This is a genomic window from Pseudoalteromonas sp. SG43-8 (genome assembly GCF_014164245.1).
In the GTDB taxonomy this organism is placed as follows: domain Bacteria; phylum Pseudomonadota; class Gammaproteobacteria; order Enterobacterales; family Alteromonadaceae; genus Pseudoalteromonas; species Pseudoalteromonas distincta.
On the sequence record NZ_JACJEX010000004.1, the window covers coordinates 186743 to 203234 of the forward strand.

At 40.4% G+C, this 16492-nt stretch carries 15 protein-coding genes and 1 pseudogene; 11 read left to right on the forward strand and 5 right to left on the reverse strand.

Features of this window, described 5'->3' with window-relative positions; all coding sequences use genetic code 11:
* The first annotated feature begins 1 nt into the window (after position 1).
* Positions 2–883 (forward strand): LysR family transcriptional regulator, encoded by an 882-nt coding sequence (locus tag H5122_RS10275; protein WP_182681924.1) that lies wholly within the window; start codon positions 2–4, stop codon positions 881–883.
* A 37-nt stretch (positions 884–920) separates the two neighbouring features.
* Here H5122_RS10275 and H5122_RS10280 read toward each other — a convergent pair whose 3' ends face one another.
* Positions 921–1823: a LysR family transcriptional regulator gene (locus H5122_RS10280; RefSeq protein ID WP_182674613.1), complete on the reverse strand. Its 903-nt coding sequence runs from the start codon at positions 1821–1823 to the stop codon at positions 921–923.
* 105 nt (positions 1824–1928) lie between these two features.
* Here H5122_RS10280 and H5122_RS10285 point away from each other — a divergent pair, with 105 nt between their 5' ends.
* The 8 genes and pseudogenes from H5122_RS10285 to H5122_RS10320 all read left to right on the forward strand — a co-directional run bounded on the left by H5122_RS10285 (position 1929) and on the right by H5122_RS10320 (position 11874).
* Positions 1929–2705, forward strand: coding sequence for a class III extradiol ring-cleavage dioxygenase (locus tag H5122_RS10285; protein ID WP_182674611.1), 777 nt, complete (start codon positions 1929–1931; stop codon positions 2703–2705).
* Between the two features lie 80 nt (positions 2706–2785).
* Complete coding sequence (locus tag H5122_RS10290) at positions 2786–3463, forward strand: haloacid dehalogenase type II (protein WP_182681923.1); 678 nt, start codon at positions 2786–2788, stop codon at positions 3461–3463.
* A gap of 341 nt (positions 3464–3804) precedes the next feature.
* Complete coding sequence (locus H5122_RS10295; protein WP_182681922.1) at positions 3805–5343, forward strand: aspartate aminotransferase family protein; 1539 nt, start codon at positions 3805–3807, stop codon at positions 5341–5343.
* A pseudogene (locus H5122_RS20295) lies at positions 5343–6644 on the forward strand (lysine N(6)-hydroxylase/L-ornithine N(5)-oxygenase family protein). The gene H5122_RS10295 and the pseudogene H5122_RS20295 overlap by 1 nt, the downstream one beginning before the upstream one ends.
* On the forward strand, positions 6641–7819 hold the full coding sequence (locus H5122_RS10305; RefSeq protein ID WP_182681921.1) for an MFS transporter: 1179 nt from the start codon (positions 6641–6643) through the stop codon (positions 7817–7819). The pseudogene H5122_RS20295 and the gene H5122_RS10305 overlap by 4 nt, the downstream one beginning before the upstream one ends.
* Before the next feature lie 24 nt (positions 7820–7843).
* On the forward strand, positions 7844–10180 hold the full coding sequence (locus H5122_RS10310) for a GNAT family N-acetyltransferase (RefSeq protein ID WP_182681920.1): 2337 nt from the start codon (positions 7844–7846) through the stop codon (positions 10178–10180).
* Positions 10173–10811 carry a hypothetical protein gene (locus tag H5122_RS10315; RefSeq protein ID WP_182681919.1) on the forward strand — a complete coding sequence of 213 codons (639 nt, stop codon included), beginning with the start codon at positions 10173–10175 and terminating at the stop codon, positions 10809–10811. The genes H5122_RS10310 and H5122_RS10315 overlap by 8 nt, the downstream gene beginning before the upstream one ends.
* Entirely contained in the window at positions 10795–11874 is a 1080-nt protein-coding gene (locus H5122_RS10320; protein ID WP_182681918.1) for a heparan-alpha-glucosaminide N-acetyltransferase domain-containing protein, read from the forward strand. Before H5122_RS10315 ends, H5122_RS10320 begins: the two co-directional genes overlap by 17 nt.
* A gap of 37 nt (positions 11875–11911) precedes the next feature.
* On the opposite strand, the gene H5122_RS10325 is transcribed toward H5122_RS10320, so the two are convergent.
* Positions 11912–12778, reverse strand: coding sequence for a LysR family transcriptional regulator (locus H5122_RS10325; protein ID WP_182681917.1), 867 nt, complete (start codon positions 12776–12778; stop codon positions 11912–11914).
* Positions 12779–12892: 114 nt separating this feature from the next.
* Here H5122_RS10325 and H5122_RS10330 point away from each other — a divergent pair, with 114 nt between their 5' ends.
* Together H5122_RS10330 and H5122_RS10335 are read left to right on the forward strand one after the other, a co-directional pair.
* Positions 12893–13393, forward strand: a complete 501-nt coding sequence (locus H5122_RS10330) for a lactoylglutathione lyase family protein (protein ID WP_007583656.1) — start codon at positions 12893–12895, stop codon at positions 13391–13393.
* A gap of 199 nt (positions 13394–13592) precedes the next feature.
* Complete coding sequence (locus tag H5122_RS10335; protein ID WP_182681916.1) at positions 13593–14036, forward strand: GNAT family N-acetyltransferase; 444 nt, start codon at positions 13593–13595, stop codon at positions 14034–14036.
* A 107-nt stretch (positions 14037–14143) separates the two neighbouring features.
* Here H5122_RS10335 and H5122_RS10340 read toward each other — a convergent pair whose 3' ends face one another.
* From H5122_RS10340 to H5122_RS10350, 3 genes are all read right to left on the reverse strand, one after another.
* Complete coding sequence (locus H5122_RS10340) at positions 14144–14650, reverse strand: hypothetical protein (protein ID WP_182681915.1); 507 nt, start codon at positions 14648–14650, stop codon at positions 14144–14146.
* 481 nt (positions 14651–15131) lie between these two features.
* Entirely contained in the window at positions 15132–15719 is a 588-nt protein-coding gene (locus H5122_RS10345) for an imm11 family protein (protein WP_182681914.1), read from the reverse strand.
* Positions 15716–16414, reverse strand: coding sequence for an AHH domain-containing protein (locus H5122_RS10350; protein ID WP_182681913.1), 699 nt, complete (start codon positions 16412–16414; stop codon positions 15716–15718). The genes H5122_RS10345 and H5122_RS10350 overlap by 4 nt, the downstream gene beginning before the upstream one ends.
* Between the last annotated feature and the right edge of the window lie 78 nt (positions 16415–16492).

Below are 16492 nucleotides of genomic sequence, written 5' to 3' on the forward strand. Positions count from 1 at the left end.
TATGTTTAGTATTGAGCAGCTTCAAGCATTTGTGGCTACCGTTGAAGCTGGATCGTTTTCAGCTGCTGCGCGCGGTTTAAGTAAAGCGCAGTCGGTAATAAGCCAGCATATTATTAATTTAGAAATAGACTGTAATGCGACATTATTTGAGCGCACAGGGCGCTATCCACAATTAACCGAAGCCGGTAAACAGTTACTACCCCAGGCTAAGGCCGTGCTTAATCAACACCAGCGATTAACAAACTCTGCATTAGCACTAAACGAAAAAACACCAACCGAAATCACTATCGCACTTGACGAAGGGATCCCGTTTAAAACTATCGCAAGTATTATTAGCAAGCTGCAAAGTAAGTATCCTTACGTATCGCTTGAGTTTTTAAGTGCATCCAGCCATGACATAATTGACATGCTAAACAGCGAAAAGCCTATAACGGGTATTATTTTTAGTGAATTAAATATACCGAGCTACTTGGACTATGAATGTATTGGATCAGTAAAATTTGATTTATATGTTGCTAAATCGCACCCTTTAGCGGGGATCAGATGTGAAAATATGGATGGCCTTCGGCTACATCGACAACTTCTTCTTCGTTCGCGCAATACGCTAACAAGTAGCTTTCAGCTAAAAATTAGCCCAGAGATTTGGTATGCCGATAATTACTTTGTATTACTCGAGCTAGCAATACAAGGTAACGGGTGGTGCTTATTACCAAACCATGTAGCTGTAGATGCAGTACAAAGTGGTGAGCTGGTTAAACTTCCTCTTGAGTTTGAAGAAATGGGTTGGTTGGCTAATGTTGATGTATTACAGCATCAGCAACACAGTAATCAAGAGGTGTTTAAAGTACTAAGAAATTTACTACGGAATTTTTTAAAAATTTAGCTTTTTATATAATGCCTGTTAGGCGGTTTACTTTTTATTACGCTAAATCCCAGTAAGGTGTATCGCCATAATAGCCACTTGCAAAATCAACAAACGCACGTACTTTACTGGGTAAAAACTGTCTGTTTGCATACACCATGTAAAGCCCCATTGGCTCGGGTTCGTAGTCATTTAAAATGCGCACTACTTTACTTTGAGCCAGTGCTTCCCCTGCTATAAATGTGGGCTGCATAGCAATACCACCACCCGCAATGGCTGTATTTAGTAGCAAATCACCATTGTTAGCCACAAAGTTACTTTCAAGCTTTAGCTCGCTTTTTAACTCATTAACCCCAAATAATCGCTTTGTGGGTTCGCTGTGGGAATAGCGTAAATAATTATGTGACTGTAAATCTAAAAGCGTTTGTGGCGTGCCATGGCGTTCTAAATAGTCGGGTGACGCAAATACAGCTAAACGTATAGGGGCAATTTTTTTAGCTATGAGCGTTGAGTTTTTTAATACGCCAATACGTAGAGCAATATCAATACCCTGCTCTACTATATCTACATATTGGTCGGTGAGCCGTAAATCTAACTTTAAATTTGGATACTGCTTTTGAAAATCAACCAACAAACCTGCTAAATGCTTAGTACCAAACGACATAGGCGCACTAATACTAAGCACACCCGATACACTTTCGCTTAAGTTGTTTAGTGAGTTTTCCATGTCTTCAATATCAATAATCACTTGCTGACAACGCTGATAATATTGATTTCCAGCCTCTGTAACACTTACTTTTCGCGTTGTACGGTGTAATAAACGCGTGCGTAGATTATCTTCCAGCGCAGAAATATATTTGCTGACTAACTGCGGCGAAATATCGAGTTTATCGGCCGCTTTTGAAAATGATCCTTCTTGCACGACGGCTAAAAAGGTCTTCATGGTGGTGAGTTTATCCATCTTTAACAATACTTTGTTGATAATGTATAAATAAGTATCATATTTATCGTCAAATTAGAAACTTATATAGTGTTTATAACACGTCTATTTGTTTAAGGTTTTAGTATGACTCAGCCTGCTTTATTTATATCTCACGGTTCGCCAATGATGGCTGTACAGCAATCGGCTACGTCAGATTTTCTTGCATCAATAGGTCAAACGCTTAGTAAACCACGAGCTATTGTGGTGTTTTCTGCCCACTTTGATGAAGCGCACGATATAGTTATTACATCAGGAGATGCGCCGCATACTATTCACGACTTTTATAACTTCCCCAAGCCCCTGTATGAAATTCAATACCCAGCACCAGGAGACCCTAAGCTAGCTAATACTATTAGTGAGTACTTTTACAAAGCGGGTATTAAAACGGTGCAAAGTGCAGATCAAGGGTGGGATCATGGTGTGTGGATCCCGCTGCGCTTAATGTATCCAGCAGCTAATATTCCCATTGTTCAGGTGTCTATTAACACGCGTTTGGGCGCTCAGGCGATGTATAAGTACGGGCAGTTACTTGCACCACTGCGCAGCGATAACGTATTAATTATTGGCTCAGGCGGTATTAGTCACAATCTACGTGAAATATTTAAAAGCCCTGCTACACCTAACCGTGTTCAAATGGTTAATGAGTTTACCCATTGGGTTGAGCAAAAATTAATAGCGCAAAACACCCAAGCGTTACTTAACTATTTAGATGAAGCACCCCATGCTTTATTTAATCACCCTACCCAGGAGCACTTTTTACCTCTTTTTGCAGCGCTTGGTAGTGGTGACGGTAAAGCCGAAAAAATACATGAAGGTATAGAAATGGATATTTTAGCGCTTGATGCATACAAGTTTTATTAATTTGAGCGTTCGTTCAAATCAAGTTAAGCTGTATGCAAGTACTTTAAAACTAACTTAATTTATTTTATTGCGGAGCAAACATGGCAACTACACTTGCATTTGACGTATACGGTACGCTAATAAATACTCACGGCGTACTGTCCTTACTCGACGACATGATTGGCGATAACGCCCAAGCATTTTCAAATACATGGCGCGAAAAGCAATTAGAGTATTCATTTAGACGTGGATTAATGCAAAATTATATTCCTTTCTCGCTATGTACAAAACACGCACTCGATTACGCCTGCTTAGCGTACAAAACCGAGCTAAGTGAAGAGCAAAAGGAGCAACTGCTAGAGCTTTATAAAACGCTTCCTGCGTTCGATGATGTAAAAGCAGGCCTTGAGCAACTAAAAGCGAAGGATTACCGTTTGTTTGCATTTTCAAACGGCGCTGCCGACGCAGTTCATACTTTATTAGAAACCGCTGGCATTAGTGAGCTTTTTGAAGGGGTAGTAAGTGCTGACGACGTTAAAACCTTTAAACCAAACCCAGGCGTTTATAGCCACTTTTTACGCGAAACTAATTCAACAGGAGCAAACACGTGGCTTGTATCAAGTAACCCGTTTGATGTAACCGGTGCTATATCGCACGGTATGCGCGCGGCGTGGATTCAACGATCTAAAGAATCTATTTTTGATCCGTGGGAAATACAGCCAAATAGAATCGCAACCGATTTACTCGATTTAAAAGCAAAATTAGAAAGCGTTAACTAAGCCGTACTTTTATACCCAATTTACAGTTTTAGGTGTAAACCTAGCTGTAAATGGGGTCCACTTTTTAAATTTGTTAGCCACTTATAATATGCCTGTTGTAACTTACCTCTCCTCACTTTTTTAAAATATCACATTATTAAAAACCTAATTAAATAGTATGCGCTTTAAATATTTGCATAACTCATTTTATATACATCGGTAGTTTTAAAAGCAATCCCTTATTACTAATTACTTTCCCTTAAGTACGATAATAACCCTATATTTAGTCCTTAATCATTATTGATAATGCAAATTATTACCATTAAGATCCTTGAACCCAAATAAGCACCAAGGAGCGAAATATGTCACAATTACAAACTGCACAGCTCAGCCCTATCCAAAACCAATCTTTATTTGAGCAAAATGGCCTACCGCCGCAATTTAATCTCGATCAGTTTATTAATTATCAAATAGCGTCGCTGCAGGGGCTTTCGGCTGTACAACAAGCCATGGCTAAAGCGCAAAAGCCGTTTTCTGGTGTGTCGGTTAATACGCTTGCCGCCACTGTTAATAATGTAGATTTAGCCAAACCTCTTGCTGATTTTCCTGCGGTATTAAACGAGCTTAAAAGTGTGTATTTAGATCACGCTGTATATTTTCATCACCCGCGTTATATGGCGCATTTAAATTGCCCTGTTACATACCCTGCAGTTGTAGCAGAGCACATCATTGGCGCAATTAATACCTCGGTAGATACTTGGGATCAAAGCGCTGGCGCGACCCTTATTGAACAAAAACTAATTGATTGGAGCTGTGAAAAGGCAAAATTACCTAGCACTGCTGATGGCGTTTTTACTAGCGGTGGTACGCAATCGAACTTAATGGCAATGCTAGTTGCACGCGAAGTCGCAGTGAGCCTTTATGCACCAAATCACGAAGTAAAACTGCAAGGTTTGCCGGATGTAGCCTCGCGATTTCGTATTTATTGCTCTGAGGTGGCGCATTTTAGTATTCAAAAGGCAGCGGCATTACTGGGCCTTGGTTATAACGCGGTAGTGCCCGTGGCTACAAACAATAAAATGCAAATGGATATGGACGCACTTAACCACGCAATTGCAGATTCTAAAGCTAAGGGCGATTTACCTATCGCTGTGGTAATTACCGCAGGTACAACCGATTTCGGCTCAATTGACCCGATTGAAGAGATAGCAAAACTTGCTAAAAAAGAGCAGCTTTGGTGCCATGTTGATGGCGCATACGGCGGCGGGTTACTAGTAAGTGAGCATCACCGTAGTGCCTTAAACGGTATAGAACAAGTAGATTCAATTACCATTGATTACCATAAATCATTTATGCAGCCGGTTAGCTGTAGTGCTTTTTTATTAAGTGAAAAACGCCACTTTAGCCATATTACCCTTTACGCCGACTATCTAAACCCATTAGCTGAAGCCGGCAATGGCACGCCAAATTTAGTTGATAAAAGCTTACAAACCACACGCCGTTTTGATGCCTTAAAACTTTGGTTAACACTGCGTACTATGGGCGAGGCGCCTCTTGGCCGAGCGTTTGATAAAGTAATTGGGCTTGCTCGTCAAACCCATATTGTGCTTAACGACCACCCTGATTTTGAAGTTATAAATTACCCAGAGCTTAGCGCGCTGGTATTTCGCTTTGCACCAGAGGGGTTAAGAAATAACCCCTATCTACTCGACTCCCTAAACCTACATGTTCGCCAAACATTTTTAAATACCGGTGAAGCCATGATTGCGCGCACCAAAATTAACGGCCGTCACTACCTTAAATTTACGTTACTCAATGCGCAGTGCCAATTGAGCGATGTGCGCGCCGTGCTTGAACAAATTAGCACTATTGCGTGGCAAATGTATAAGGAGCAAAAATAATGAGTAACCAACCTTATGATTTTATAGCCATTGGCCTTGGCCCGTTTAATTTATCGTTAGCGTGTTTAAGTGAACCATTAGAGGGCGTTAAAAGCTTATTTTTAGAGCAGCGTAGCCAATTTGATTGGCACCCAGGCATGATGCTAGAAGGTGTTACTTTGCAAACGCCGTTTATGTCTGACTTGGTGACCCTTGCAGATCCTACTAGCCAGTACAGTTTTTTAAATTATGCCAAGCTTAATAACCGCTTATACCCATTTTATATTCGCGAGAGCTTTTTTTTACTACGTAAAGAATACAACCTATATTGCCAGTGGGTGTGCTCGCAGCTTAGTAACGTAAGCTTTGAGCAAAGTGTAACTAAGGTTGAATTTTGCCAGCAAACTCAGTGCTATACCGTTACCTGTAATACCCCAAATGGGGAGCAACACTATGTTACGCGCCACATAGTGCTTGGCACTGGCCCTGCCCCATATATTCCTGATTGTGCAGTGCAAAGTAATTCTAATAACGTTTGCCACCGCCTTGATGAGCTAAAAGCTGCTAAACGCGTTACGGTTGTGGGAGCTGGGCAAAGTGCTGCTGAAATTTATCACACCTTATTACAACAAGCCGTGCCACAAGGTTTGCAACTAGATTGGATTGCTCGCTCACCGCGTTATTTTCCGCTGGAATACACTAAACTCACCCTTGAGATGACCTCACCTGAATATGTTGATTACTTTTATAATTTAAAAACCGAGCAACGAGATTGGCTTAATCAAAATCAAAAAAACTTATTTAAAGGCATTAATGGCGATTTGATTAATGACATTTTTGACACCCTTTAGGCGCAAAGCCTAGATGGGCCCATTTCTACCACATTTAAAACGAACAGCAAGCTTACTAATACACGTAAAAGTGCTGGTCGCTTAGTTACTGAGTTTTATCATCAGGAGCTTAATGAAGCCTTTGAAATAAAAACCGATTACTTAATTTGTGCCACTGGCTTTAAATACAAGCGCCCCGCTTTTTTAAACCCTATTGCGCAGCAGCTCCCAGAAGATGGACAAGGCCGCTATTTAGTTAGCCGCGAGTATGCGGTAGATAGCAACCAAAAACGTATATTTGTACAAAATGCAGAGCAGCACACCCATGGTTTTGTAACCCCCGATTTAGGCATGGCGTGTTATCGCAACAGTATAATTTTGCGCGAAATACTCGGTTATGCGCCGTATCAGGTTGAGCAAAAAATTGCTTTTCAGTGTTTTGATTTAAGTGATGTAGAGACCCATTCACAGCAAAAGAGTAACGCCGCATGAGTTTACGTTTAGCACTTATTTTGCTTACGGTTATTTCGGTGGTGTGCGACACCTTATTACTGCCGTTTTATCCGCAATTTTTTGCCAGCGAATTTTCTGTAAGTAACCCCACACTAATTGGTGTGTTTGTAGCTAACTGTTGTATTACCGTTATGCTCGCGCTGCCCCTGTGGGCAAAGGTTGCCAAAAAATATCACGAACTGGCTCTTTGGCTTGTAACGCAAGTGATTGCCGCCTGCTTTGGTTTGCTTTGTTATTTTGCAACTAATGTGTGGGAATTTTGGTTTTATTACCAGCTTATGTTGGTGCTTAAAGCCAGTTACTTGCTTATTTACCCGTTTGCACTGCGTTTAGAGCAGCAAAGTAAGCACCTTTCTATTATTGGCTTGTTTTCGGTACTTATGCACTTTGGGGCTATTGGTGGCGCGTTAGTGGGTGGTTACTTTTTTAGTCTAAACGAACCGCGTTATGCACTGTTATTAAGTGCTGCGGGCGATGTAATACAAGTGTTGCTATGTGCCTATTTAATGGTGAGCTTAAAGCTAGGTATTTATCAGCAAGCGATTGAAAGCGAAAAACCGCGCACTCGCACACCGTACTTTATATGGCAATTTTGCTTTATAAGCGTGGTTGTTTACTTTAGCGCCTTTTTAATTAGGCCATTTTTTACGACCCATTGGCAAGGAATGAGCGCGCAAAGCAGTGCGTTTGTAAGTGGACTTGTATACGCTATTCCTGCTTTTTCAGCCCTACTAATGCTTTTGTTTAACCACTTTAGGCAGCACTTACCCCTTCCTACGCTTAGCCGCACTAGTACGTTTGCGTGCGCGCTTATTTTTGGCGCTATTGGACTTTATTTACAGGCGCAAGAGTCGGTGTGGTTAGTTGTAAGCTCTCGCGTTTTATACGGTATAGCGCTGTTTCAAGTCATGGTTTTATTAGAAGTGATGCTATTTGCTAAAAGTGAGCCTGCTCACTACGGCAGTGATTTTGCCAAAGTGCATATTGCGCAAAATATTGGCGTTATTTTAGCGTCGTTATTGGTGGGTATGAGTGTGGAATATTTTAATACCACCGTGCCTTTTTACTTTGCAGCCATTGGCTTTGCAAGCCTTGGCGCTATTTTGTTATGGCGCGTTAAATTTGTTGGCCACACTGTACACACAGCCACTTAATAATTAAACGTTTTAGGAGTTTTTATGAATTTTTCATCTTTTGTAACCACACTACAGCACACAGGTAATGTAACTATGCGGTTACTGCAGCAAAGCGACATGCCTATTATTTGCCAGTGGCTTACTCTTCCTTATGCGCATTTTTGGGGTATGAGTAAACAAGCCCCCGAGCAAATGTGTAGCGCCTACCAAGATATAATAAACAACCCGCATCATCATGCGTATGTTATTGAACAAAATAATGAGCTGCTTGCCCTTGTTGAGCTTTACAGCCCAAAGCACGATAAGCTACTTGCGGCCGCCTATGAGGTACTGCCAAACGATACCGGCATGCATATTTTACTTGCCCCAAATACACAGCCAAAACGCCATTTTAGCTTTGAAATAATGCAGTGCGTATTGCACAGTATTTTTACTCATAATGCCGATGCACGCGTAGTGGTAGAGCCCGATACTGCCAATAGTAAAATTCATGCCTTAAATAAGCGTTTAGGTTTTGTGCATACCCAGCAAATTACCCTTGGTGATAAAAACGCATACCTTGGGTTTTGTAATAAAGCCGCATTTGAAACGCATGTTGATTTACATCACAAAGCGCAAACGCCAATAAACACCGACTATATAAAGTTTGACCACTGGCAATGGGCAAACAGGCACTTACAAAGTAAAGCCATTAGCGAACTGGTACACGAGCGCTTATTGGTTGCAGAGCAAACCCCACAAGGTTTTAAAGTCAATATTGAAGGGGGTTACTTTATATTCAATGGCCGCGCTATGGCGCTTAACCACATAGATATAGACGAGCCAAGCTTATGCTTTTATAACCTTAACAACGAGCAAGTAGCGCTTGATGTACTGCACTTTTTTAGTGTGCAAGGCCCTGCACTGGGTTTAACTGGCGAGCGTTTAGCCACCTACCTCGAAGAGCTTAACGCCACCCTTGCCAGTGCCTGTTATAAACGCGAAAACAACACGCTTAGCGCAGCCGAACTTGCGAAATTAAGGCTGCAACAAATAGAAGCTGCAATGAGCGAAGGCCACCCTGCGTTTGTGGCTAATAATGGTCGAATTGGCTTTAGCAAAAACGACTTTTTACGCTATGCGCCAGAAGTGGGTAAACCGTTTAAAGTGCTGTGGTTAGCGGCGCACAAAACAGTATGTGATTTTGCTCACAGTGAATACTTTAGTTACTACTCAAGCCATATTAGTGGCGAGCTTGATTTAACCACCCGTGATGCGTTTAACAAAGCGCTAAAAGCGCAAAACCTAAACCCTGACGACTACCTATTTATGCCGGCCCACCCTTGGCAGTACCAACATAAATTAAGTGTGGTATTTGCCAATAACCGCTTAGTGTATTTAGGTGAAGGCGACGATTTATATCAAGCGCAGCAATCTATTCGTACGTTATATAACTGCTCGCACCCGCATAAACCGTATTTAAAAGTGGCGCTGTCTATTTTAAATATGGGCTTTATGCGTGGGCTTTCGCGCGCTTATATGGCGGTAACCCCGGCCATAAATGATTGGGTATTTAATAAAGTAAACCACGCCCCAACACTTAGCGCGTGCAATTTTACTGCACTTAGAGAGTACGCCACGTTAGGGTATGTGCATCACACCTTTGAGCAAAGCGCACTCGGTGATACGCCGTACCGTAAAATGTTTGCGTGTTTATGGCGCGAAAACCCAAACCATAATTTACAAAATAATGAGCAGCTCACCACCATGGCCGCATTGCTGCACCTAGATAACAACGGTAAAAGTATGGCAGGTGCATTAATAGATAAAAGCGGTTTAAGCGCACATGCTTGGCTGCAAAGCTATTTTAACGCCTATCTTATCCCGTTAGTGCATTGTTTTTATGCCCATAAATTAGTGTTTATGCCCCACGGCGAAAACCTCATTTTAAAACTTAAAAATTCAGTACCCGTAGGCGCTTACATGAAAGACATAGGCGAAGAAGTCGCGCTGCTTAATAGCACTGAGTCTTTGCCTGAGGAAGTGTCGCGTATTCATATTACTATGCCAAAAGAGCTTGAGTTACTGAGCATATTTACCGATGTATTTGACTGCTTTTTTAGATACCTAGTGGCTATTTTAGTAAGAGAAGAGCGTATTACCGAGCACGATTTTTGGCACGGCGTTGCGCAAAGTGTAAACGCGTATCAACAAGCAAACCCGGCCTTAAATGAGCGCTTTAAAGAGTATGACTTTTTTAGTGATGAATTTGCACACTCTTGCTTAAACCGCTTACAGCTTGGCAATAATAAGCAAATGGTTGATTTAACCGACCCCGCAGGCAGCTTACAGTTTGCCGGAAGTTTAGATAACCCGGTATCGGCAAAGCTGTATGGCTAAGCCTCACACCCTTTCGCACTTTTTGTTTTGCCCAAATGAGCCGGTTGCTGCGGTTCATCCAAGCTTAAATTTGGTGTATGTATTGGCTTATCATTGCAAGGCGCATTACCCCCATGCGCCTACGCAATTTATTAGCCGGCATTTATATTTGCAGCTTTGTTGGCAAACTATTTATGCCTATTGTTATTGGCATACGTGCAAACACAACGCGCACAATCCAATGCAGTTACAGCTCAAAATTAGCGGCGCGTATAGCCGAGGGTTTAGCCTCACAGGCGCGCCTTTATTAAGCAAAACTGAGCAAAATAATGCACTTATTGAATTTGTAAGCAGTGTAGGTAAGTGGATAAATAACGATTATGCGCTGGGTAAAAAAGAGCAAGGCCGGTTGTTAACCGACACGCTTAACAGCGCATTTGAGCGCGCTCATAGCTTAAATTTAGCAAGTGCTGAGCACATTACACATTGCCATCAACAGCTGCATAAGTTAATCAGTAATCACTTTAATTTAAACACCTCATTTAAATTAACGCTTAAGCGCTTAACGTGCTGTCGTTATTATTTAGCAGGTTATAACAAATGCCAAACCTGCCCAAAAAAGGATATTAAAACCAATGAACACACGCCTTAAAACGATTGACCTTGCCCGAGGTGCGAGCGTTTTTATTATGATTTTAGTCCACACGTTATGGATGTACTCAAGCACAGCGCTTCAAAGTGAAAGCCTATTCGGCGCTGTTATTCATATACTTGGTAAAGGCACCGCCTCGTTTTTAGTGGCAATGGGGCTATCTATGGCACTTTCGCGTAGGCAAACACCCATGTTATTAATTAAGCGCGGCATACAGCTTTTACTACTTGCATATTTAATGAATGCGGCAAAGTTTTGGCTACCCATTGAGGTATTTAATACCATGCCTGAGGCATTTATAAATGCGTATGGTTGGCAAAGCCCATTGAGTGCTGGGCAATTACAATTTATGGTGCTCACAGGTGATATTTTACAACTTGCTGGGGTGAGCTTAGTGCTGTTTGGGGCACTTAATATTGCCCGCTGGAAAACCACATGGATTGCATTCTTTGCTATTGCAATTGCACTTGTAAGCCAGTTTGTAAGGGGGCAGCAGTTTGCGCTTTCGCCTTATATTAGCGATTTGTTTTTTGCTAATAACTACCAAGTTTATTTTCCGGTATTTCCGTGGATAAGCGCTATATTAACGGGCTACGTGCTTGGGCGTTTATACATAAGTAGCCAGCATAATGCAGCGTACTTATTTAGCGTGTGCGCAAAGTTAGGGGCTGCGTTACTAGTTATTGGTTCAGCATGGTTATTTATTGATTTTAAAGGCCAGTTTGGTAACTTTTTTCACTTAAATGGCGGTGGTATTATTTATTTAATTGGCTTAAATTTATGTGCTTTAGCTTTTATAGAGTACGCCATTGCAAATAAATTCAACGGCCCTATTACCCGCGCTCTTTTGTATGCGAGCAAACATGTAACTGCTTTGTATGTTATTCAATGGGTGCTAATTTGCTGGCTTATGGGTGTGTTTGGTTATCATACGCAGTTGCTTGTACCAACGTTGTGCCTAATGGCGCTTATGAGTTTACTCACTTTTGCAGTACACAAAATGTATTTGCAAATAAAGCTCACCCTACATGGTTTTAAGCAAAAACCTAAACGTGCAGCATAAACTGTAAAGGGGCTTTACGGGCGCAGTTACACGCGCCCTAGCCTGCCTTTATTGCTTCAATTACTGTATTCATGCGCTTTGTCATTGGCCTATTTCGGTGATGGCACACATAAATATTTTCGCTAATCGGATTAGCTAAGTGGTGCGTTTTAATAAGCGCAGGTTTATTAAATGCGCTAACGGCATACGCAGGTAAAACGGTAAAACCTAGCCCTAAACTTACCGGCTCCAGTATTAAACTTATCTGGTTAGAAAATCCCGTGCGTTTAATTTGATCAACATGTTCAAACTCACTGTAGTTTTCGCTCAGTAATAGCTGCGCGTGGTGTTTTGCATCGGGGTGGCCAATAAAGCCAAGCTCACATAAAACCTCCCACGTTGGGGTTTTAATATGTGCGGGTGTTACTAATAATAAGGCTTCTTTACCAATTTTGTGGCTGGTAACTTCGCTAAGCGTCGGAGCTTGAGTTAAAAAGCCTATGTCGGCACTGTGGTTTGCCACAGCTTGCTCTACACTTGTATTGGGGGCAAAGCGATAATCAATATTAAGCTCGGTATGCTTTGCCTGCAGCGCTAATAATTGGCTATAAAATTGTAGCCCACAACTACCAGGCGATTGTATTTTTACCAAGCCGCTGTAAGGCGAATCATCTTTTAATTGTTGTTCTAAAAATTGCCATTCCTTTAATAACAAGCTGCCTTGTTGATACAAGTTTTGCCCATGTACGGTAAGGGTAAATTGTTTGCCGTGGCGCTCTAATAGCGCGCAGTTTACTTGCTGCTCTAGCTTTTTAATGTGCTGACTTACGCCCGATTGGGTCATAAAAAGACGCTCGGCGGTTTGGGTAAAATGATTTACCTCAACCAAAGTACAAAACGTGTTTAACCATGTTGGATTTATCATTACAAAACGTACTCAAAATGATGATTAATGATAATTTTACTTAATATTGTTCAATTCGTAAACTAACTCCATCAACTAGCCACAAGATAAGTCACAAGTTAAAGAGGAAGCATTATGAGTCATACATATCCACGTAGTTTTTCGCACATTGGTATTTCGGTTCCCGACGTTGAAAAAGCAGTCGAGTTTTACACTAAGGTGATGGGCTGGTACACCATAATGGAACCCACTTTAATTACCGAAGATAAAAGCCCAATTGGCGAAATGTGCACAGAAGTATTTGGCGAAAAGTGGGAAAAATTCAAAATAGCGCACCTATCTACAGGGGATCGTATTGGTGTCGAAATTTTCGAATTTAAAAATCAAGAAAACCCAAAAGACAATTTTGAATACTGGAAAACAGGCATCTTTCATTTTTGTGTTCAAGACCCTGATGTAGAAGGTTTAGCTGAGCGTATTGTAGAAGCTGGCGGTAAAAAACGTATGCAAGCCCCTCGTTATTACTACCCGGGTGAAAAGCCGTACCGCATGATCTACATGGAAGACCCGTTTGGTAACATCCTTGAGATTTACAGCCACAGCTACGAGCTTATTTACAGCGCAGGCGCTTACTAAACGTACCTAGTTTAAAGCACTTAGCTAAAAGCAAAGGCCGCAGTATTTATTTACTGCGGCCTTTTTGTGTTAAATAGATTTGTAGATTATTAATATTGGCTAATATAGGGTGTATAAAAATCAATCTCTTCATTTGTTTGATTATAGGTACATACACTGATAGCTTACTAATTACACAAAGTTGTACTGAAGGAAAAATATGAAGCTGTCATTGGAAGATATCACCGCCGATAACTACGAAGCCATATGCGAATTGGATGTTACTAAAACGCAAGAAGAATACGTAGCGTGTAATATGTGGTCGTTAGTTGAGGCGCACTATAATAGCGGGTATAACTGTAAAGCTATTTACTTAAATGGTGTACCAGTAGGCTTTTTTATGTGGGTACAAGAAACCCCTGCAAAGGTTTCTATTTGGCGCTTTATGGTAGATCAAACTCATCAAAATAAAGGCATTGGGCGCAAAGCCCTCAATATGGCTATTGAAGAGATTAAAACAACTTCTAAGCTTGAACAAATCGAGATTTGTTACAACCCGCTAAACCCTGTTGCTAAAGACTTTTATTCAAGTTTTGGGTTTGAAGAAGTTGGCCTCGATGAGGATGACGACGATATGTTAGCGGTTATTAAAATTAGTAGTTAACTCATCATAAGTAGGTCGCTGATTTTAACGAATAATAGTTGTAAAATTAAATCTGACAGCCGTGTATGTGCAGGTCAGATAAGCGAAGCGCCACCCGACACAGTAAATTAGTAGCTCGGGCTTTTAACAACCTCATAGCTTTTGTAATACTCGAGATTGGTGATTGAATTATTAAAGGCAAAAAAATTGGCGACACCACAATCAGCTCCACTTTGTAAACTAGTTATTGTAACTTCTGCGCTACCTAAAATGATTTTTGAATTTTTTGCGTTTTCATATTTAATCATGTTGAGAGACGATAACATTTCTTCGTTATTTAACAATTGAATATATTTAGGCAACTGAATATTTCCAATTTTCCTTGACGGCAACAACCGGATTATTTCGTCAGGTGGAATCGCCGCCAGAATATAAGCATCGCCATTTTCATTTATCGTTGCGACGATTTTAGCATTGAAAGTAACCTCTCCGAAAAATTGCAGATATAACCCGTTATCAATGGGATTGAGCGAAAAGGGGCTATTCTGAGGAATAAAATATTCCCAATTCCCAAATTTTTCCGCACTAATTTCCATAGAGAAGAAAAAAATAACTAAAAATGCTGGGATCTTCATGGCTGCTAACAACTTTATCAGAGGACACTTTCCCTTTTTTAGCGCGAAAACGTCCTTATTGTATGAGTTTCTATTAATAGCAAATAGTGTAAGTTATTGCCATCTATAAATATTAAGCTTAGGAAAGGTTATTTTACTATGTGAAAAAGGGGGAGGTTTTCACTTATTCTTACTAAGTTAATGACGACTCACCTGAATGGCCGGTTATCGCTCATTGAGGACTGTCAGGGAAAATTACAACCTTCTTTTCAAAGTGTAGCTGAGATGCGATCTACTACAAATTGGTCATTAATTTTTTATACGGCAACCAATAGAGGAGGCGTTAGAGTTAATTAGTATACAGTTCCTGATTTTTTCAGGTGTTAAAAAAACCCACATCCCCGTGGGCTTTGAAATCACTAAAATAAAATAGTTGGTTTTTAAAGGTAATTTTTGGCTTTACACAATATCTATTAATAAGATGCTATTCATCTAAATTAACTTAATTAGAAAAGATATTATCTAGATCTTCGTCAATATAAACACCCGTCAGTCCATTATCTTCTACAGCAGATTTAAACTTATCAGTACAAAACAAACGAGAACCACCTGTTAACTTGCTTTTAAAAACAGGTTTATTTTTTACATCATCATTTATGAAAGCAATCTTGGTATAATCTAGAGGGTAACCATCTAAATATTCGCGTTCACATTTTGCTTCATCTTCTTGTCCAAATGTACGCAAATTAAAAATTACAATAGGCTCACCATCAGCTTTTGTTTTAATAAACTCACCTAGAGGTGCTAGTAAATCTTTTAAAGCTTCATAAGCATTCATCCTAAGAGCGATAAATCCATCCATGATACTTATATCATAGTTATCTTTTAGGTAACCAGGTAAAAAAGACAACTCATAACTCTGAGGCCAATACTCTAATAAAGAGTCATTATTCATATGTATATCAAGTAGAAACATGCAAGCATCTTGATTAGATGGCAACATTGGTTGTATTTTTTCAGAGAATGAAAGTATGTCCCACTCAACCATATCGTAAGAATTAGTAACAGGTTTTAACGAGAACAACTTCATGATTTACCATCCCAATTAGCATTTTTACGGATCATAACGCTGGCTGGCATCATATGATTTTTAATTTTTATTTTCACGCCACGTAATGCATTTACAAAATCAAGTTTATTTACTTTGGTTCTTAAACTAGTAGACACCCAAACTTCATAATTATGTCGATGCAACCTTCTATGAGAAACAGTGTCAGGCGTAGCCCAATCATCTGATTTGTTTTTTTCAAAATTTCTTAGCCATACCCCATTCGTAGGATCATTAATACCAATACCAAACGAGTGCATTCTTAAACGTGTGGCATATGTAAGACGTTGCCTATATCGGCCCTTACCACATACAATGTGATGCGCCTCATGATATGAAGTCGGTTTTGGCTCGCCAGCAGCTCGTAAAAACTTAGCAAGTTTTTCCGTTGGATGATGCTCTTCTTCTGCTAGCTCTTTAATAGAGGTACCTTCGCTTTCGTTTTCTGCACGGTAAGACTCTAAGCTTTGTTGGGCAATAAGCAAGTGCTCTAAACGCTTGCGTTCTTTTTGCAAATGGTCGTAATCTCTTTGCAGCTTTTCCTTAGATGCAGCAGATTTTCGACGCTTATCGTCATAGTGTTTTTTGGCTAGTAATTCATAATTATAAATAGCCATTTCTAAAGGGCTAGGGTTACTTGGTCGATCTGGCATTGGGTAGCGCTGCAGTTGAATCATCCTTAAATCCTTAAATTTTCCTTCTGTTAGGTCGTAAAATAGCAAATAGATTATCGAGGTGCAATTCTAAACGTTACA